The 20,504-nt window shown below is 33.7% G+C and carries 19 protein-coding genes; 14 read left to right on the top strand and 5 right to left on the bottom strand.

Going from position 1 to position 20,504, the window contains the following annotated elements; translation table 11 throughout:
• Positions 1-4: 4 nt before the first annotated feature.
• The 5 genes from ACTTAO_RS05600 to ACTTAO_RS05580 all read right to left on the bottom strand — a co-directional run bounded on the left by ACTTAO_RS05600 (position 5) and on the right by ACTTAO_RS05580 (position 5,215).
• Complete coding sequence (locus tag ACTTAO_RS05600; protein ID WP_440633619.1) at positions 5-2,158, bottom strand: ABC transporter permease; 2,154 nt, start codon at positions 2,156-2,158, stop codon at positions 5-7.
• Positions 2,159-2,161: 3 nt separating this feature from the next.
• Positions 2,162-3,193 (bottom strand): quaternary amine ABC transporter ATP-binding protein, encoded by a 1,032-nt coding sequence (locus ACTTAO_RS05595; RefSeq protein WP_440691298.1) that lies wholly within the window; start codon positions 3,191-3,193, stop codon positions 2,162-2,164.
• Positions 3,194-3,258: 65 nt separating this feature from the next.
• Positions 3,259-3,810, bottom strand: coding sequence for a hypothetical protein (locus ACTTAO_RS05590; protein ID WP_262590399.1), 552 nt, complete (start codon positions 3,808-3,810; stop codon positions 3,259-3,261).
• Positions 3,810-4,187 carry an MORN repeat-containing protein gene (locus tag ACTTAO_RS05585; RefSeq protein ID WP_440633621.1) on the bottom strand — a complete coding sequence of 126 codons (378 nt, stop codon included), beginning with the start codon at positions 4,185-4,187 and terminating at the stop codon, positions 3,810-3,812. The genes ACTTAO_RS05590 and ACTTAO_RS05585 overlap by 1 nt, the downstream gene beginning before the upstream one ends.
• 83 nt (positions 4,188-4,270) lie before the next feature.
• Entirely contained in the window at positions 4,271-5,215 is a 945-nt protein-coding gene (locus ACTTAO_RS05580; protein WP_440677155.1) for an ABC transporter substrate-binding protein, read from the bottom strand.
• A gap of 98 nt (positions 5,216-5,313) precedes the next feature.
• On the opposite strand from ACTTAO_RS05580, the gene gcvT reads away from it, so the two are divergent.
• The 14 genes from gcvT to ACTTAO_RS05510 all read left to right on the top strand — a co-directional run bounded on the left by gcvT (position 5,314) and on the right by ACTTAO_RS05510 (position 20,503).
• Entirely contained in the window at positions 5,314-7,653 is a 2,340-nt protein-coding gene (gcvT, locus tag ACTTAO_RS05575; protein WP_440691296.1) for a glycine cleavage system aminomethyltransferase GcvT, read from the top strand.
• Positions 7,654-7,656: 3 nt separating this feature from the next.
• Complete coding sequence (locus ACTTAO_RS05570) at positions 7,657-8,007, top strand: hypothetical protein (protein WP_262590395.1); 351 nt, start codon at positions 7,657-7,659, stop codon at positions 8,005-8,007.
• A 101-nt stretch (positions 8,008-8,108) separates the two neighbouring features.
• On the top strand, positions 8,109-9,437 hold the full coding sequence (locus ACTTAO_RS05565) for an NAD(P)/FAD-dependent oxidoreductase (RefSeq protein ID WP_440614090.1): 1,329 nt from the start codon (positions 8,109-8,111) through the stop codon (positions 9,435-9,437).
• 70 nt (positions 9,438-9,507) lie between these two features.
• Entirely contained in the window at positions 9,508-10,977 is a 1,470-nt protein-coding gene (locus ACTTAO_RS05560; RefSeq protein WP_440618160.1) for a glutamine synthetase family protein, read from the top strand.
• Between the two features lie 30 nt (positions 10,978-11,007).
• A complete protein-coding gene (locus tag ACTTAO_RS05555; protein WP_440691294.1) occupies positions 11,008-11,952 on the top strand; it encodes a glutamine amidotransferase in 945 nt (314 codons plus the stop codon).
• The gene (locus ACTTAO_RS05550) at positions 11,940-12,794 is read left to right on the top strand and encodes a GXGXG motif-containing protein (protein ID WP_262590392.1); all 855 of its coding nucleotides are present in this window, start codon (positions 11,940-11,942) and stop codon (positions 12,792-12,794) included. The genes ACTTAO_RS05555 and ACTTAO_RS05550 overlap by 13 nt, the downstream gene beginning before the upstream one ends.
• Positions 12,794-14,197, top strand: a complete 1,404-nt coding sequence (locus ACTTAO_RS05545) for an FMN-binding glutamate synthase family protein (RefSeq protein ID WP_262590391.1) — start codon at positions 12,794-12,796, stop codon at positions 14,195-14,197. The genes ACTTAO_RS05550 and ACTTAO_RS05545 overlap by 1 nt, the downstream gene beginning before the upstream one ends.
• Positions 14,198-14,206: 9 nt before the next feature.
• On the top strand, positions 14,207-14,620 hold the full coding sequence (locus ACTTAO_RS05540) for a hypothetical protein (RefSeq protein WP_440614088.1): 414 nt from the start codon (positions 14,207-14,209) through the stop codon (positions 14,618-14,620).
• A gap of 126 nt (positions 14,621-14,746) precedes the next feature.
• Positions 14,747-16,147, top strand: a complete 1,401-nt coding sequence (locus tag ACTTAO_RS05535) for an ammonium transporter (protein WP_262590390.1) — start codon at positions 14,747-14,749, stop codon at positions 16,145-16,147.
• 11 nt (positions 16,148-16,158) lie between these two features.
• Positions 16,159-16,389, top strand: coding sequence for a hypothetical protein (locus ACTTAO_RS05530; protein ID WP_440614087.1), 231 nt, complete (start codon positions 16,159-16,161; stop codon positions 16,387-16,389).
• Between the two features lie 60 nt (positions 16,390-16,449).
• A complete protein-coding gene (locus ACTTAO_RS05525; RefSeq protein ID WP_262590388.1) occupies positions 16,450-16,599 on the top strand; it encodes a hypothetical protein in 150 nt (49 codons plus the stop codon).
• 17 nt (positions 16,600-16,616) lie between these two features.
• Entirely contained in the window at positions 16,617-17,942 is a 1,326-nt protein-coding gene (gene glnT, locus ACTTAO_RS05520; protein ID WP_440691292.1) for a type III glutamate--ammonia ligase, read from the top strand.
• A gap of 3 nt (positions 17,943-17,945) precedes the next feature.
• Positions 17,946-19,076, top strand: coding sequence for a diaminopropionate ammonia-lyase (locus ACTTAO_RS05515; protein WP_440691290.1), 1,131 nt, complete (start codon positions 17,946-17,948; stop codon positions 19,074-19,076).
• Between the two features lie 5 nt (positions 19,077-19,081).
• On the top strand, positions 19,082-20,503 hold the full coding sequence (locus tag ACTTAO_RS05510) for a cryptochrome/photolyase family protein (RefSeq protein WP_440691288.1): 1,422 nt from the start codon (positions 19,082-19,084) through the stop codon (positions 20,501-20,503).
• The last annotated feature ends 1 nt before the right edge of the window (position 20,504 follow it).

Genomic DNA, 20,504 nt, shown 5'->3' with positions numbered 1-20,504 from the left:
TGGACTAAGCTATACCTAAGTGTTTTTTTCTTTTCTCAACCCAAGTTCTGATTAAATTATCAAAAATCAATCCTATGAAAGCAACACAGATACCTAGAGTTAATCCTATTCCAGCTCCATTTTTATCTGACAATGCCTTTAAAATGTACTGGCCTAGATCTTCTGTTCCAATAAAGGCTCCAATAATGACCATAAATAAAGCAAATACGATTGTTTGATTTATTCCAAGCATCATATGTGGGAAAGCTAATGGAAATTCAATCTTAGTTAATCTTTGAAATTTATTAACACCAGACATAGTTGCTGCCTCATGCAAACCAGCAGGTACACTTCTTAACCCTTCAATAGTATATCTGGTTGCTGGAATTGTTGCGTAAACAATTACTGCAATTAAAACTGAAGTATCTGTAATTCCAAATAGCATCATTACTGGAATTAAGTATACAAACGATGGGAATGTTTGAAAAATATCGCAAACCCCTAACATAAATGCTGCAGACTTTTTGTTTTGAAAACATAAAGTTCCAACCGTAAAGCCTATTAAACAAGAAACAACTACTCCAAAAGTTGCCATGTACAATGTAACCAATGCTCTATCCCACCATGGACTTAATGCTATAAATAAAGTTAAAGCAGCAACAACTAATGCTGATCTAATTCCTCCAATTAGATAACCAGCTCCTACAGCTAATACTAAAGTGGCAACAGCTGGCATTCTTAAATATAAAGCTCTCATTGGTTGAAGCACCTCTGTAATTAACCATGTATTAAATGCTTTTATATAAACAAAGAATGTATCAAAAATCCAATCAACACCCTTGTTCCAAAAATCAGCTGTCGAAAATCCTTTGTTGTGTGGAACTTCAAATAAATAATTAAATGTATCTTTAAAAATAAATGTCCCAATATAAGCAAGAATAGCTCCAACAATTATTGATCCACCAAAAAATATAATATTTTTATTTCTTTGGAAAAAAGTAAGATTACCGAAATAATCTTGTTGTTGATTTGCCCACGCTAATGACATTTTATCTAATAGAATTGCAATCAAACTAATACATAAACCTGCTTCAAGAGCGAGACCAATGTTAAGTTGGTTTAAAGCAAGCAATAAATTAAATCCTAATCCTTTAGCACCAATAAATGCAGAGATTACTGCCATAGAAAAGCAAACCATAATTACTTGGTTAACTCCGATTAAGATATCTCTTCTTGCGGTTGGAATAAGTACTTTGGTCATCAGCTGCCAGTTTGTGCATCCACTCATTCTTCCTGCTTCGATGACTTCTGGAGGAACTGCTCGTAGTCCAAGTATAGTTAATAAAATCATTGGTGGAACTGCTACTACCATTGTAATTATTACAGCTGCATGATCACCAACGCCAAATAAAACAAGTGCAGGAACTAATACTGCATATTGAGGCATAGTTTGCATCACCAAAAGAATTGGATACAAAGCATTTTCAACTCTTTTACTTTTGTAAGCAGCAATACCTAAACTGATACCGAATGCAAATGACAGAGGAACAGCCACTAATATAAAAGAAAGTGTTTGCATTGAAGGTTTCCACTGACCAAATATTGAAATATAGACCATTGTTAAACCTGCAAATAAAGCAAGTCCTATACCACTCAGTTTATATGCAAGTATTGTTGCTCCGGCTGCAACGATAGTCCAAGGTAAACCTGGTAATTCTAACCAAGGATAAGCATCAATAAAATCCCAGCTAGTGAATGCTACTATAGTTTCTAATCCACCAAGTAAAATTTCTCTAATCAACTCAATCAAAAACGTCATAAAAGACGTTAAATTTCTACTAATCTCTAATAAAAGCGGTCTTGTTTTAAACTCTTGAGTATCTTCATTCCAAAACTCCATTGGCATCCACTCGTTCATTAAGAAAAATAAAGAGTCGTTTATCCAAATAGGCAACCAACCAAGTAGAGGTGGTAATCTCCAAAACACATCAAACGCATAATATCGAACTTCTTTACCTAGAAAAAAATAAACACTTTGGTTAGGATCTTTTACAAATTCTGCTTGGCCTCTTATAAATTTATAAGTTTCAGGAACATCTATTGCAAAACATAGAGCAAAAAATACAACCAGCAAAAATATCCATTGAAACAACTTCGGGTATTTTTTTAAATATTCCATGGTCTAGCTACTATTTTTTCTTCCTCCAAAAACTGTATCAATGATTGTTGAAGGTTTTATTGAACCAATAATATTGTTATTGGAGTCTACCACTCCTACAATTTTTTCTTGGGTAAGAATTTTTTCTGCAACATTTTCAATAATGTCATCTTTTGAAACTTTTACATCTCCTAAATTATCTTTATTTGAACTATCCATTACATCCTCAATCACTAAAACTTTTTCTCTTGGAACTTCTTCAGTAAATTTTCTTACATATTCTGTAGCTGGATTTAAAACAATGTTGGCAGGAGTATCTAGCTGTTCTATAATACCATCTTTCATGATCGCAATTCGATCCGCTAATTTTAAAGCCTCGTCAAAATCATGGGTGATAAACATAATTGTTTTTTGTAATTTTTCTTGCAATCTTAAAAACTCGTCCTGCATTTCCTTTCTTATTAGTGGGTCTAATGCTGAAAAAGGTTCATCTAAGAACCAAATATCAGGTTCCACTGCTAAAGATCTAGCAATCCCAACTCTTTGTTGTTGACCTCCTGAAAGTTCTCTTGGAAAATAGTTTTCTCTACCATCAAGTCCAACTAGCTTGACCATTTCCATTGCTCTACTAATACTATCCTCAGTTTTAATACCCTTTATTTGAAGTGGGAAAGCAATATTTTCTACAACCGTTTTGTGAGGCAACAAGGCAAAGCTTTGAAAAACCATTCCCATTTTATTTCGTCTAAGCTCAATTAATTCCTTATTGTTTAATTCTAATAGGTCTTGACCTTCTATAAAAATTTTTCCTCCAGTTGCATCTGTTAATCTTGAAATACATCTTAGTAATGTCGATTTACCTGATCCAGATAAACCCATTACTACTAGCATTTCTCCTTTTGCAACTTCAAACGAAGCGTTGTTGACTCCTACTATGCAGCCGTTTTCTTGAAATGTTTTTGCATCTACATTACCGTTAGATTCTTCAAGCATTTTTTTGGCATTCTCACCAAAAATTTTATAAACTGACTCACACTTAATAACAGTCTCAGACATAAATCTTTTCAAAGTTATATGAAATTTAATAAAATTTAAATGTTAATTATTGTAACCTTTCATCATTAAAAATTCTTAATATAGTAAACTCTTGTATCAATACCTGTGCTTAAAAAACTCAAAGCTTCACCACTAACTGTAATAGTTTCATCTACCCCAACATTGTTTCCACTAACTGTAAAACCTGCATAACACTTGCCTTTTTCTTGATCCCATTTGACAAAAGTTTCATCAATTTTATTTCCGTTTATTGTATAAATCTCATGAGCTCTAAAATTTAAAAAATTAGCACCCATAATTGCTCTTTGTGGAATTAATTTCGTAGCTTTACATACTTGCTCATATACTTCATCAGTTAATCTATAGTGGTCAGTTCCATCGAAGGATACTAATATTCCTGAAGGTAATTTAGATATTAATTCACTTAGTTTTCTTTCTTCAGCAATTCTTTGTTCTTCTAATTTCATTTTTTCTACAAGCTCATCTCCCCCTCCAAATATTCCATTTAAAACAGCAAAAAAAGCTATCACTATTGCTGTAACAATAACTAATCCAATAAATTGCTTTGTTGAGTTTGAATTGTCTTCAGTTTTATTTAAACTATTTTCTTTTGACATTACTCTTGTAACTTTCCGTTTACCCAAGTGCCTGATTTTTGTTTACCATCTGCCCAAGTAAATGTTCCTTGTCCATTCATGAAACCTTTGGACCATTCACCGTCATAAGTAGATCCATCTGGAAAAGTCAAAACTCCTTTTCCGCTCCATTGACTATTTTTAAATTCACCTTTGTAAATATATCCGTTAGGCCATGTCTCAACTCCTTGGCCTTCTTTTTTTGTTGCAACCCATTCACCTTCATAAGTTGTCTTATCGGTATAAATCCATTTACCAAAACCATTTTCACAATTTCCTTCTTTACATCCTGTACTTCGAGCAAATGCAGATGAGTTAATTAAAGAAATTAAAAATATGAAAATTAGAAATTTTTTCATTTTGTCACTTTACACAAATTAGAATAAAAAAAAATCCCCCCCAAACAAGTTGGGGGAGATTTTAATTTTTTTAACTTTTACCCTTATTTAGTAAAAGGTTTCCAAACTGACTCGTTGTCAGCTAACCATTTTTTAGCTGCATCTTCGTGAGTCATTTTATCAACATCAACTAAAGCTGCCATCGCACCAATGTGACTTGTTGAGAATGACATCTTTTTAAATGCTGCTGCTGCATCTGGGTGAGTTTTTGGGAAATCCTCATGAACTGCTTTTTTCAAGTATCCATCAGGAGAACCACATTTACCATCACCACCATCTTCTGGTCTGCAACCTGCTGTGTATGGAGGGAAGTCAATAAATGTAAAACCAGCGCCATCTGTAAAGTTTGGTGTCCAGTTAAAGATTATAGTTCCTCTTCCTTCTTTTTCAGCCGCTGCTAATTCAGCCCAAAGTGCATCTGCACCTCCAGCAAATTTAACCCACCAAAGATCACCTAAACCTAAAGCTTCAACTCTTTGCGGAATTAAATCACCATGCCAACTTTGAGGTCCTTCCAACATTCTTCCTTTTCCATCTGGAGAGTCAGGTGTTGTAAAGTTTTTAGCACAGTCTGGATTTTTTAAAGCTGTCCAATCTGGTAGACCTGGGCATAAACCTTTTTCAACAACCCAGTTTGGGTAACCCATATCTTCAAGAGTTCTTGCCTCATGATCACCCCAGTCAAGTAAACCACCTTTATCTAGAGCAGTAGTAAATGACTTACCGAATGCTGACTCCCATACTTCGTGAGAAATAGTTACGTCACCAATTCTGATTGATTCATAAACTGCTTGTGAGTCAGCGTTTACATATTTTACATTGTTACCCATGCTTTCAAAAATTCCACCTATAACGTAAGCCATTACGATTTGAGATGACCAGTTATGAGTTGGGATTACGATGGGCTTCTTGCTATCTGCATTTGAAATTCCTGAAAAACTTACAACAGAAATAACTAGAGCAGATAGTAATGAAATAATTTTTTTCATTTTTTCCCCCTGTTGTTAAAATTATAATCGAGACTATGTCTATATTTATTACTGTAGTCAACTGATTTTGAATGTAATAAAGTCTCATCAAAATTTATATGTTGGGAACTAGTAAAGACATTAAAAATCCGGGCTTAAATATACTTCCACCTGGGGTTGAGAGACATATTGTTAATGGAGGAGGTCTTACTGCTTTTCAAATTTTTCCTGATGACGAAATAGAAATTATTAATGATGAAGGAAATCAGATCTGTGAAATAATTTGTTTTAATAAAGATGGAAAGTCAGAATTAGGTATTTTAAATTTAAAAGAAAATAGTAAAAAAAATTTCATAAGAGATATCTTAAATAGAAAAGATGAAACGATTCTAGCAACAAACTACCAATTAAAAAAAAGAAATTTAAATATAAAAGAGTCTAAATCATCAATAGTTTTTGATCTTGATACAAAAGCTGAAGAAAAGATTAAAATTAAATCAAAAGATAAATGTTATGCAATCTTTGCTGCACCTGGTGAAGATATGGATGTTACCAAGCAAAATCCACCGACAGATTTAACTATATTTATTAAAAGAGCAAAAATTATAAATGATAAAGAGCTAAGCGTTATACCTGATCCAGTTTTTGAACCACTTTATGAAGAAAACATAGATAAAGAAACTTCAACATCTTACCAAGTTAAAGAAGGAGATTACATTCAAGTCATAAGTCCAACTGGGAGACAATGTTCAGACTTTGTAGCATTTGATACAAAAAAATTAGAAAAAGGAATAGAAAAAGGATTGGATTGGCAAACAACTAGAACTTTTATGGGAAATACTTTTCCTGGTCCTGGATTGCATTCAAAATTTTATGATACTGATCATGAACCCTTAGTAGAAGTAATAAGAGATACCGTTGGTAAACATGATACTTTTAATCTTGCATGTACTTCAAAATATTATGAAGATGCTGGTTACTTTGGTCATCCTAATTGCTCTGATAATTTAACTGAGAGTATGTCTAAATATGGAGTTAAAAAACAAAAAGGATGGCATGCAATTAATTTATTTTTTAATACTTCAGCTGCTGGATTAAATTCAGTAATATCTGATGAATCTTATTCTAGACCTGGTGATTATGTAATGTTTAGAGCGTTAAAAGATTTAACAATTGGTACTACAGCTTGTCCTAGTGATATTGATGCTTGTAATTCATGGAATCCTACTGAAATTTTTGTTAGAACTTATGACAAAAATAAAGAATTTAGAAAGTCATTTGCTTTTCGAATGAAAACAGATTCAGAAAAAAAATTAACAAGAAATTCAGGTTTCCACGAACGAACATCACAACTTACTAGAAATTTTGTTGATGCAAGAGGTTTTTGGCTTCCAAATGATTATACGAAACACGGAATAGTAAATGAATATAATGCCTGTAGAAACGATGCGGTATTAATTGATTTATCTTCACTTAGAAAATTTGAAATAATAGGTCCAGATGCTGAGGAATTATTAAACTACACACTTACAAGAAACATCAAAAAATTATCAGTTGGCCAAGTTGTATATTCTGCAATGTGTTATGAAAATGGAATGATGTTTGATGATGGAACATTATTAAGATTAAGCGAAACAGGATTTAGATGGATATGTGGTGATGAGTATGCTGGAGAATGGTTAAAAGAAATAGCGAAGAAAAAAAATTTTAATGCAAATGTTAAAAATTCAACAGACCAAATTAGTAATGTTTCTATACAAGGTCCAAAAAGTAGAGAAATTTTAAAAAAGATAATTTTTACACCACCTACCCAACCATCTATTGATGAGCTTGGTTGGTTTAGATTTACAATTTGTAGAATAGAAGAATTACAAGGTATTCCGCTAATTGTTTCTAGAACAGGTTATACAGGTGAACTTGGTTATGAAGTATGGTGTCATCCAAACCATGCCCCTGAAGTTTGGGATAAATTAATGGAAGCAGGAAAAGATGATGGTTTAATTCCCGCTGGTTTTGCTGCTCTTGATAAACTTAGAATAGAAGCTGGGTTAATTTTATTTGGAAATGAATTTGATGGTCAACAAGACCCATTTGAAGCAGGGATCGGTTTTGCGGTTCCTTTAAAAACAAAAGAAGAGGATTTCATAGGTAAAGAAGAATTAATAAAAAGAAAAAACAATCCACAGAAAAAATTAGTTGGATTAGAATTAATTGGAAAAGAAATTGCAGGTCATGGTGATTGTGTTCATATTGGTAGAGCTCAAGTGGGTATTGTTACAAGTGGATGTCTATCATCAACTCTAAATAAAAATGTAGCTCTTTGTAGAATTGATTCTCAATATTCAGAAATTGGAACAGAAGTTGAAGTTGGAAAAATTGATGGTCACCAAAAAAGAATTAGTGCAAAAGTCGTAGGATTTCCATTCTATGATCCAACTAAATCAAGAGTAAGATCTTAAAAAATGCCAAAAGAAAAAAAGACCCTTTTAGATTTTTGGGAAGAACAAATGAAACAGTCCCATACCTCTAGTAATTATTTTTTTAGAAAGTCACCTTCTCATTATCATATGATGTTGTTAGTTATGTCAGCATTTAAAGAAGGTACAAAATTATCTGTTGAAGAATTAAAAACAAAATTATTTAAAACATCTAGGCCAAAATCAGCATTAATAATTACAGAGGCATGTGAAAAAGGATTCTTTAAACTGGAAAAAACTTCAACTGACCAGCGAATTAAAAATATAGTCCCAAGCGAGTCATTTATTAAAGAGTTTAATGACTATTTAGATACGCTCAAAAACATAAGTTATTAAATAAATTTTGATAACTGAAAAAAATATCTAATTTTTATATATAAAATTTACTTCTATAAATAATTATATTAATTGCTCGCATCAAAAAATAGTGTTTTGATATGACGACATTACCTTCAAAAGCAAAAGTAGTGATAATCGGTGGTGGAATACACGGTTTAAGTACTGCATGGAAACTTTCAGAAACTTACAAAAATCCTGGTGACATAGTTGTATTAGAAAAAAAAGATACAGCTGCTGGTGCAAGTGGAATTGCATGCGGAGTTGTAAGAAATAATTACTTTCAGCCAGCAATGAGAGAATTGATGGCACATTCAGTTTCAGTTTGGGAAAGTGATCCTAAAGCATTTAAATATAATCCAGTTGGATACTTACAGATATCTCCAGAAGTAATGCATGAAGATGTTGCAAGTATATATGAACAGCAAAAAGCAATTGGATATGAGTCTGTTTTTATTGAAGGTGAAAAAGATTGCACAAATTACATGAAGGGAATTTTTGATGATTGGCAAGCTCAAGGCATCACTTCTGTACTTCATGAGAAAAAAGGTGGATACGCATTTAATAAAGATTCAATTAAAGCTTTAGAGAGTAAATCTACATCTAATGGTGTTCAAGTTATGAAAGGTGTAAGAGTAACTGGTTTTAAAAAAGGAAGTAACAGTCAAGCAGTAACTGGTGTTGAAACTGACAAGGGAACTATTGAGTGCGAACAAGTTGTTGTTGGTGCAGGACCATGGGCAAGAGATTTTTGGAATATGTTAGAGCTACCAAAGACAGCTCACATAAAAGGTAAAGATGGTAAGATGCATGAAACTGATATGTGGACTTACTGGATGCTTCAAGAAGGAGTTATCGGTGTTGAGCCAGATTTCTTAAAAACAAATGATGGTAAACAACCACCTGTGGTTCACGTTGACTCAACAGCACCTTTATACTCTGACAAAACAAAAAAATTATTAACAGATAAAATTTGGGGAATTTATTATAAACCTGATATCGAAGGTTTAGGTGTACAAGGTGGAACTTCTCCTTACATTGTTAAAAAACATTTTGATCAAGTAAATGTTGATCCTTATGGAATTGAATCTCCAGAGTATCAAACAACAGACGCTTTTAGTGAAATGTGGTGTTCAGCACTTGCGCATTGCCAAAAAAGATTTGAAGGAAAATCAGACTTATACAGAAAAGGACCATCGGGTGGTTTAGGATGTATGACACCTGACTCTTTTCCTATCTTCGATAGATTTTTTGAAAACGTTTACATGATTGCTGATGCTAATCACGGATATAAAATGATTGGTGTTGGTGAACTTGTTGCAAAAGAAATTCTTGGTACTGAAAGTGATTTATTGAAGCCGTTTAGATTCAACCGTTACGAGAAGGGTGAACTTCATCCTACTTCTAACAGTCCGTTCCCTTGGAGTTAAACTCTAAGCCTAGACACAAATAAAGTTTTCAGCTACGCTTGAATAATTAATAATTCATTGAGGGGTGAAAATGACGGATCTAGAAAAACATGTTAACCAGCCAGGTAGAGCTAAACTTGTAAAAAAAGTTCGAGAAAAAATTAACGAACTTGGAATAACTTATATTTATTATCAATTTATTTCTGTAACAGGAAGAGTTGTAGGTAAAGGTATACCTGCAGATCACTGGGAAAGAACAGCAGAAAAAGGATTTCAATTAGTTTACGGAGCAACAGCAAACTTATTTTTAGATCGTCACAATAACTACATTGGTTATGGTCCAGAAGCTATGGAGCTTGTTGGAATACCTGATCCAGAAACTTTTGTGCAACTACCTTGGGACAAAAGAGTTGGAAGAGTTTTTGTAACATGTTTTAGAAACAGAGAAGAAAGACAAAATCCAGGCGGTCACTTAACTTCAGACTGCAGAGGAAATCTAAGAATTTTCATGGATGAATTTAAGAAAAAACATGGTCTAGAATTAAGAGTTGGAACCGAGCCTGAAATGATGTGGTTAACAAAAAATGAAGATGGAACCCCAACTGGTAAAGGTTTTTCTAAGCCATTCTGTTATCACATTGATCAATTTGAGTCTTTAAGACCAGTATTTATGAAGGTAATTGAATACGCAAAAGCAATGGGGCTTGATATGATCCAAGGGGACCACGAAGATGCACCAGGTCAATTAGAATTAAACTGGACTTATGATAACGTCTTAAGAAACGCAGATAGATTATCAACATACAGACAAATTTGTGCTCAAGTTGCAAGGGAACATAACTTGATAGCTTGCTTTATGACTAAACCTTTCATGGGAGTTTCTGCAAGTGGATGTCATACCAATATGTCTTTGTGGAAAGGTGGAAAAGTTAAAGTAAACAAACTTGGAAACAAAACACTTCCAGGTGTTGAAGAAGTATTTAGTTACGTTGAAGGTGGAACAAATACTTTTATGCCTGATACTAAAGATATGCAGTTGCCAGGTAAAATTGGATTACAATCAATTGCAGGTATCATGGAACACTTACCAGCACTAACAGCATTGGGATCTTCTACAGTAAACTCTTATAGAAGATTATGGGATCAAGGTTTCTGGGCACCAGTGTATGCTGACTGGGGATACCAAAATAGAACATGTGGATTAAGAGTTTCTGCACCAGGTAGATTTGAATACCGATCAGTAGACTCTATGCATAATCCATACTTATTAGGTGCAGCGTTACTAAAAGCATGTGATCATGGAATTAGTAAAAAATTAAAACCAGCTGCTCCTGAGTCTAGAAATATTTACGAAGCTCAAAAGGCTGGTAAAGATGTTAAGAAACTTCCATTAAGTCTTGGTGAAGCTTTGGCTAGACTTGCAGAGGATGAAGTAATTAAATCTGCAATGCCAGATGAAATGTATAAAGTTTTCCATTGGTACAAAAACGATGAGTGGGAAAGATTCTTGGGTGCTACAACTCAATGGGATCTGGATACTTATCTTGATTGCTTACCGTAGGTCATAAAATAATAGAAAGGGTATAAAAATATGTGTGGGATAGCGGGATTAATTCATAGAGGAAAATCCTCAAATGTTGGAAGCGAATTACAAGGTATGCTTCAAGCGTTAAAACATAGAGGTGAAGACTCAACTGGATATGCTTTGTATGGAGATACAGATGGCAAAAATTTCATCATGCGTTTTAAAGTTGGTGAGAACGTTGGAGAAGGAAGTTCGTCTGTTATGGAAGATGTTTCTGTATATGATGAAAGAAAAAAAGTTGTAGATCAAACTCTAGCTGAGATGGGAGCAAAAGTTGTTAAGGAAGAAAGAACACTTCCTTACTCTTTAAGATATGAGATTGATTACAACACAAAAGATTTGTTAGATTTTTCTCAAAGAATAGAAAGTATTCCAGGTGTAGAAATTTTATCTATGGGTAAATCATTAGAAGTTATTAAAGATTTAGGTAACGCAAAAATGGTTTGTGATAGATATAGTCTAGATAAAGTTGTGGGAACTCATGCAATAGGTCATGCTAGAATGGCGACTGAGTCTGGTGTTGATATCAAATCTGCCCACCCTTTCTGGGGCTATCCTTTTAGTGACGTTTCTGTAGTTCACAATGGTCAATTAACGAACTATTGGAACAACAGAAGAGTGTTGGAAAACAAAGGAATGAGATTTATGTCTGAGTGTGACTCAGAATTAATCGCAGTTTATCTTGCAGAAAAAATGAGAGATGGTGCTTCTTTAGAGGAAGGTATGAAAGAGAGTTTAACTGGTTTAGACGGTGTATTTACTTATTTCGTGGCTACAAAAGACTCTTTGGGAATGGCTAAAGACACTATGGCTGCAAAACCTTTAGTTTTATATGAGTCAGATGATTTAGTTGCAATGGGATCAGAAGAGATAGCTATTAGATCTGTGTTACCACAAGAAATAGATACATATGATCCATTTGATGGGGAGGTTAAAGTATGGCAAATCTAAAAACAGTATCAAAAAAATCTAAAGCCCAATCAATGGGTATGCATACCGAAGTTCTAACAGGGAGAACTCAACAAAAATTCTTTAACCCAGACGAGGCAGAGAATTTTTATTACTTCGGTACTTATGACGTAGACTTTAACAAAAGAACTGATCTTGATGTTAAAGATATGACTGCTGCAGAGGCTAATAAAGAAATTGATAATTTAATGAGCCAAGGTTATGGAACAATTGTAATCAAAAACCCTCAAGGAAAACATAGTTTGGGTGTGGGTATCCTTAATAAATTAAATTTAATTTTTGAAGGAAGTTTAGGTTATTTTGGAATTGGTTCGTGTGATGGACCAATAGTTAGAATCAATGGAAGAGTTGGTTGGTCTTGTGCAGAAAACTTGATGGCTGGTAAAGTGGTAATTGAGAAAAACGCTGGATCTTGTTTTGGTGCAGCTATCAGAGGTGGAGATTTGATCTGCAAAGGTAGCGTTGGTGCTAGAACAGGTATTGATATGAAAGGTGGGACTATCATTATTGGTGGTGACGCAGGTGCTTTCACTGGTTTTATGATGCAAAGAGGAAGAATAATAATTCTTGGAGATGTTGGAATTAACCTGGGCGACTCAATGTACGATGGGACAATATTCGTAGGAGGAGAAATTGGATCTTATGGTAGTGATGCTGTAGACGCTGAATTAACAGCAAGCGACCAAGATTGGCTAAAAAGAAAATTAAAAGTTGCTGAAATTGGTGAAAATTTTGACGTTAGTAAAATGAAAAAAATTGTAGCTGGTAAAAAACTTTGGAATTACGATAATTTAGAACCTACAGAGAAGAAGGGAGCAATTTAATGCCTAAGAAAAAAAGTAAAAAGAATGGTAAAGGCGTTGGTGGAAAAGCTGACGTTCATGTTCATGAAGAAGGTAAAAGAAATAAAAGTCTACTAGGACACAATGCTATTTTTACTCCTGAAGTAATAGACGACATTCACATCAAATCTCAATTAGGAAGATACAGAATGCGTGGAATGGCATTAATGAAAAAAATTCCAACATTCGATGATTTGGTATTTTTGCCTGGAACGCTTACAAGATTTGTAATCGAAGGTTATAGAGAAAAATGTGAAACTAAAACAGTAATTGGTCCAAGATGTGAAAACCCAATTGAATTAGATATACCTGTTTACATTACAGGGATGAGCTTTGGTGCACTTTCCTATGAAGCAAAAACTGCTTTAGCAAGAGGTGCTACTATGGCAGGAAGCGCTACTTGTTCAGGTGAAGGTGGAATGATACCAGATGAGAGAAGATATTCAGAGAAATGGTATTACCAATGTATTCAATCAAGATATGGTTTTAATCCTCATCACGCTCAATTAGCTGATGGAATTGAAGTATTTATTGGACAAGGACAAAAAGTTGGTATGGGTGGACACTTAATGGGTCAAAAAGTAACTGACCAAGTTGCTGAAATGAGATCACTACCATCAGGTATTGACCAAAGATCACCTGCAAGACACCCTGACTGGTTAGGTCCAGATGATTTAGCTCTAAAAGTTGAAGAGTTAAGACAATTAACGAAAAATAAGGTTCCAATTCAGTTAAAACTTGGTGCATCTAAAGTTTATGATGATGTGCGTATGGCTGCAAAATGTGATCCGGACTCTATTTATTTAGATGGTATGGAAGGATCTACTGGAGCAGGACCACACATTGCTGCTGCAAATACTGGAATTCCAGGAATTGCTGCCATTAGAGAAGCAAGAAGAGCAATTGATGATGTGGGTAAAACTGGAAAAGTAACGTTAATCTACGCAGGTGGTGTAAGAGATGGTGCTGATATGGCTAAAGCTTTAGCTCTTGGAGCTGATGCAATTGCTATAGGTACTGGATCAATGATTGCACTTAACTGCAACAAAGATATTCCAGAAGCTGATTTCGAAAAAGAAATGGGTGTAAAAGCTGGGGAGTGTTATCACTGCCATACTGGAAGATGTCCAGTTGGTGTTGCTACTCAGGATCCAAAATTAAGAGCAAGATTAAATCCTGATGATGCAGCGTTGAGAGTATATAACTATCTACACTCAATGACTTTGGAAGCACAATTGTTAGCTAGAGCTTGTGGTAAGACGAATATTCATTCGTTAGAACCAGAAGATTTAGCAGCTTTAACTTCTGAAGCTTCTGCATTAGCGAAAGTTCCACTTGCAGGTACAAACTACACTGTTGGTGTTGATAACTATCATAAAATATAAGAGGTAACGATGGCTAAAAAGAAAACTAAAAAAACTAAATCGAAAGCTAAAGTTTCAAAAGTTAAGTTTGGAGTAAAAAAACAAACTGCTAGAGAAAAAATGATAGGCCAGTCGATTGGTTATAGATATGACGTTAACCTGTTGCCTGATTATAATAAAATAACTCCGTTCTTAAAAAAATATATTGAGGCAATGGGATGGGATGATTTAAATTGGTTGGAAGATGTACACATGGGTTACGAAGAAGGAAGACCTGCTGTGTTTTGCAGAAATGCAAATGGATGGGTAACAATTCCAAAATCAATTAAACTACCTAACAATCAACAAGACAGAGACATGATTGCAAGAGAGCTTTTAGTTAAATTTCAAATGTCTCCAAAACATCCTCTTGTTGATTTGAAAAAAGCATACCTAAAATTTTAAATAACAATCAATAGTTGATTTAATTCTAAAAACCTAGTGACCACACTAGGTTTTTAGTCTCTCTTTGTATTTGTAACTAAGCTAATAATTTTATAGGGTTTAGAATAACAAATATGGGGAGAGAATATGACTGATCAGTTAGCTGCTCTTACTACCATATTTACAGAGTTCTACTACTGGGTAACAGTGGTGCTGATGTTCTTAATTCACGTTGGATTCTGTATGTATGAAGTTGGAGCTTCTCGATACAAACACCATCAACATACTCTTATGAAAAACACAATGCTGATACCACTGGTGACAGTAACTTGGTTTTTATTTGGTTGGTGGATTTACTGGGCTTTTCCAACAGGACCTGGATTAGCACCTTCAATAATGAATGAGAGTACTGCTCTAATCACAGACGAGTCTGCGTTTAGTGCTACTTGGTATACAGCTACAAGTGAACTTATGGCGATCAATCTAGGAGATCACATTTCTGGTGTCTTCTGGGCTGCATTCCTGCTTTTCTCTTGGACAGCTGCTTCTATCGTTTCAGGAGCAATCATTGAAAGAATCACAACATTTGCATTTGGTATTTTAGCAATTGCAATTGGATCTGTATTTTGGACAATTGATGCTGCTTGGGGATGGCACTTTGATGGATGGATGTTAAAACTTTTAGGATACCATGATGCATATGCATCAGGAGTAATTCACGCAATAGCAGGTGGATTTGCTTTAGGTGTTCTTGTGGTTTTAGGTCCAAGAATTGGAAAATTCTCATCAAGTGGTGAACCTAGAAACATAGGGCCTAGAAATCCTTGGCTAGTAACAGTTGGATTATTTTTAATTTACACTGGTTTCTGGGGATTTTATGCTGCATGTAACATTCCAATTTTTGACTTAGGTCCAGAATATGGAATGGAAGGTATATCTTATTGGACAGCTACAAACATTTACGTAACTCCTACTACACTTAGTGGTATTACCTTTAACTTCTTGATGTCGTTATCAGGAGGATTACTGGCCGGATATTGGATTGCTAAAGGTGATCCTTTCTGGACATACTCTAGTGGACTAGCAGGTGTTATCTGTGCTTCAGCTGGAAATGACTTATATCATCCAATTCAATCAATGATCATTGGTATGATCGGTGTTGTGATTGCATACAAACTACATTACTGGGTTGAACGAAAGTTCAAAATCGATGATGCAGTTGGTGCAGTAGCAGTTCACGGTTATGCGGGATTTGTTGGTCTTGTAATTTGTGGTTTTGTTTTATGGGGCTACCCTTCATCTGGTTACAGTGTGGGTGCTATGTGGGATGGAACTACTTATGCAACAATTAATCCTCTTGGACAGTTCATCGGAGCAATAATTATGTTTGTTGTTCTTGGACTAATACCAGGCTATGTCATAGCTAAAGTGCTTCACGGTATGGGTAAATTAAGAATCCCTCGAGAGGTAGAAATAGCTGGACTAGATTATGAAATGATGGAGGCTGCTAAAGAAGATGAGAAAGCAGTTTCATCTGCAACCAGGTAAAGGAGAAATATATGGCTACAGTAACAAACTGGATAGATCACCTTAACAAGCCAGCTGAAGAGGTAGTTGGGGCTGTTTACCCTGGTGCTGGATCTAGTGAAGGTATACTGGTAATCATTGCTATAATTTTATGGATTGGTTGGCACGTGTTAACTGCAAAATCTGAAAGTGATGAACTTTCAAGATTAGCAAAGAAGAGACATGGTGCTAATGATCATAAAAGCAATATTACCGATTGGTAATTAAAATAAAAATTTGGGCGCTGTTTTAATTAATAGCGCCCTTTTTAATCTAAATTTTTTATGACAGATGAAAATGAAGAATTAAGACCCTCAAAAATGAGAGGAGTTGCATTTCCTAAAGCTAAATACGGTGTAATTTTAGCAATAATAATTATTATAGTTGTAAATTTGATTTATTATAAAGAAACTATCTTATCTTTTTTTAAATAATTATGTTAAGCTAGTTAATGGCTAAAAACTTATTTAAAATTGCAAAACAAAAAAAAATTAAATATTTTTTAATTAGCTTTGTCGATCTTTTTGGAGTTTTAAGATCAAAACTTGTTCCAGCTCATGCGATTAAAGAAATGCAAACTGCAGGTGCGGGTTTTGCTGGTTTTGCAGCATGGCTAGATATGACGCCAGCAGACTCTGATATGTTTGGGATCCCTGATCCTGATAGCTTGATTCAATTGCCATGGAATAAAGAAGTTGGATGGTTAGCATCTGATTTATGGATGAACGGTAAACCAGTGGAAGCATCGCCAAGAGTAATGTTAAAAAATCAAATTAAAAAACTTAAAAAACAAAATTTAACAATGAAATCAGGTGTTGAATGTGAATATTTTTTAATATCACCTGATGGAGAGTCAATTGCAGATCCAAGAGATACTCAATCAAAACCTTGTTATGATCAATCTGCATTGATGAGAAGATATGATTTAATTAAAGAAATTTGTGACTGTATGATTGAAATGGGATGGGGTCCTTATCAAAATGACCATGAGGACGCAAACGGACAGTTTGAAATGAATTGGGATTACTCTGACTGCTTAGAAACTGCAGACAGACATACCTTTTTTAAATACATGGTAAAAACAATTGCTGAAAAACACGGATTAAGAGCAACATTCATGCCTAAACCATTTAATAATTTAACAGGTAATGGATGTCATGCTCATGTATCAGTTTGGCAAGGTAAGAAAAATAAGTTTCTAGATAAATCTGATAAACTTGGATTGAGTAAAATTGCATATAATTTCTTAGGTGGAGTAATTAAAAACGCATCATCGTTGTCGGCATTTTTTAATCCAACAATTAATAGCTACCGAAGAATTAATGCACCACCTACAAAATCTGGAGCATCATGGTCACCAAGCAGTATTTCTTACACTGGAAACAACCGAACACATATGATTAGAATTCCTGATCCAGGAAGATTTGAATTAAGGTTAATGGATGGATCTGCTAATCCATATTTATTACAAGCTAGTATTTTGGCTGCTGGCTTAGATGGTATCAAAAATAAAATCAATCCCGGCAATCCTTTGCATTGCAATATGTACGAAGACTTTGCAAAATATCCTGACTTACCAAAATTACCAGATGAGTTAGATCAATCACTTTCTCAATTAAAAGATAATAAAAGTATGAATGAAGCTTTTGGATCAGATGTTATTTCAAGTTATATAAAATTAAGAGATACAGAAATTAAAGAATTTAAATCAAAAGAAAGTTTTGATAAGGCCAAAGCAGTCACTAAATGGGAAAAAGATAACACATTAGATTGTTAGTTTATGAGTATTTTATCTAACGGTCATCAATGGAAATTGACTGAATTTGCTGATAATAAAAAATATTCATTTGATAGAGATCAAATCTTAAGCTCATTAACTTCAAAAGATCTAGATGATGCTTACAATTCTATCTCAAAATGGGAAGGATACTCCCCTACACCCCTAGTTAAATTAAACAAATTATCTAAAGAATTAAATTTAAAAAATATTTTTTATAAAGACGAAAATAAAAGATTTAATTTAAAATCCTTCAAAGCCCTAGGAGGAGCTTATGCTGTTGAAAAAGTTACCAAAGGAAATAAAGAAATAGTCGTAGCGACTGCTACAGCTGGAAACCATGGTAGGTCTGTTGCTTGGGGTGCAAAAAGATTAGGTTTAAAATGTAAAATTTTTATAAGTGAATTTGTAAGTGATGCAAGAGGCAAAGCTATGGAAGCACTTGGTGCAGAAGTTATAAAAGTTAAAGGCAATTACGAAAATTCTTTGATTGAATGCATAAAACAATCTACAGAAAATAATTGGCAAATTGTTCAGGATGTTGCTTGGAAAGATTATATGCTGGTTCCTAAATATACAATGGCTGGTTATTCAGTAATGATGAAGGAAATAGCTGAACAAATTAAAAATGAAAAAATTTCTCATATTATTCTACAAGCTGGTGTCGGTGGTATGGCTGGTGCAATGGTAGCTGGGATAGCGAGATACCTAGATAATATTCCTACGATAATTGTAGTAGAACCAGATAGTGCAGCTTGCGTAATGGAAAGTATTAAAACTGGAAAAATAGAAAAAATTAACATTAAACGAGAAAGTTTAATGGGCGGGATGTCGTGTGGAGAAGTGTCACTTGTGCCATGGGAAATCTTAAAAAACTCAGTTAAACACTGTATAAGTTTACCGGATGATGATATCGCTAAAACTATGAAATTACTTGGAAATGCAAGCTTTAGTGAAGAGAGTATAATTGCAGGTGAAAATGCTGCGCCAGGTGTAATTAGTTTAATTGCAAGCTGCGAAGATGAAACAATTAAGACAAAAATTGATCTTAATGAAAATTCTAATGTATTAATTTTTGGTTGTGAGGGTGATACCGATCAAGAAATGTATCAAAAATTAGTAAATCAAAAATAATTATAATGAAAAGCACTGGAATATTTTGGATTAGAGAAGATTTTAGAATTGATAATAATCCAGCTCTTTCCTTTGCAACTAATAATCATGAAAATGTGATTGCATTATATATTTATAACAATAATGAATTTGACAACAAAAGAGAAGCTCAAAAATGGTGGTTATTTAAATCATTAGAGTCAATAAAAACAGAACTATTAAAATTTAAAATCAATCTAGAAATTTTAAAAGGTGATGAATTAGATATTTTTTCAAAGCTTAAAAAAAAAGATAATGTATGTATCTATTGGAATAAAATTTATGAACCAGATGTTATATCTAAAGGAAAAAAAATAAGAGATCTATTTATAAAAAATGAAATAGAATACAAATATTTTAAAGGAAATATTTTAAATGAATTTCAAGAAGTAACTAAAAATGATGGCACACCATTTAAAGTATTTACACCTTTCTGGAGAACTGCTGAACAAATTTATATAAATCAACCTCCAAGTAAAAATTACACTGTAAAAAAGAAAACTAAAGACATCAATTTTTTTAAGAATTCTTTAGATCTCAAAAATATTTTACCAAATAAAAAATGGTATGAAAAATTTGATAAATATTGGAAAGTTTCAGAAAAAGATTCTCAAAAGATTCTAAAAGATTTATTAGAAAATAAAATTAAAGATTATGGGACTAATAGAGATATCCCTTCCATAAATGGTACTTCTAGGTTATCCCCATATTTAAAATTTGGTCAAATTCATGTGAATACAATTTGGAAAAAGTGTAGTGAGCTAAAATCAAAAGGAATAGGATATAGAAAATATATAAACGAACTTGGTTGGCGAGAATTTTCTCATAGTCTAATTAATTATTTTCCTGAATTCTTAAAAGGTAACTTTCGAAAAGAATTTGACAAATTCCCATGGGTTAAAAATGAAAAATTTTTGAAAGCATGGAAAAAAGGTATGACAGGGTATCCAATAGTTGATGCCGGTATGAGAGAATTATACGAAACTGGATGGATGCACAATAGAATCAGAATGGTTGTAGGATCCTTTTTAGTAAAACATTTGAGAATTAATTGGATAGAGGGAGAGAAGCATTTTAGAAACTGCTTACTTGACTTTAATAAAGCTAATAACGTTGCACAATGGCAATGGGTTGCTGGTTGTGGAGCTGATGCTGCACCATACTTTAGAATTTTTAATCCTATTCTTCAGGGTGAAAAATTTGACAAGGAAGGTATTTATGTAAAAAAATGGGTTCCTGAATTAAATAAAGTTCCTGCAAAATTTATTCACAAACCTTGGGAAATGGAAGTCAAATATCAAGAAGCTATTAAAACAATTATAGGTAAAGACTATCCACAACCAATAGTTATTCATGAAAAAGCAAGAGCTGCTGCATTGGATGCATTTCAATCTTTGAAGAAAAAATAAC

This window comes from Candidatus Pelagibacter sp. HIMB1782 (assembly GCF_052047475.1).
GTDB lineage: Bacteria > Pseudomonadota > Alphaproteobacteria > Pelagibacterales > Pelagibacteraceae > Pelagibacter.
Note: the sequence above shows the minus strand (reverse complement) of the source record. Positions and strands in the feature narration are given on the sequence as shown.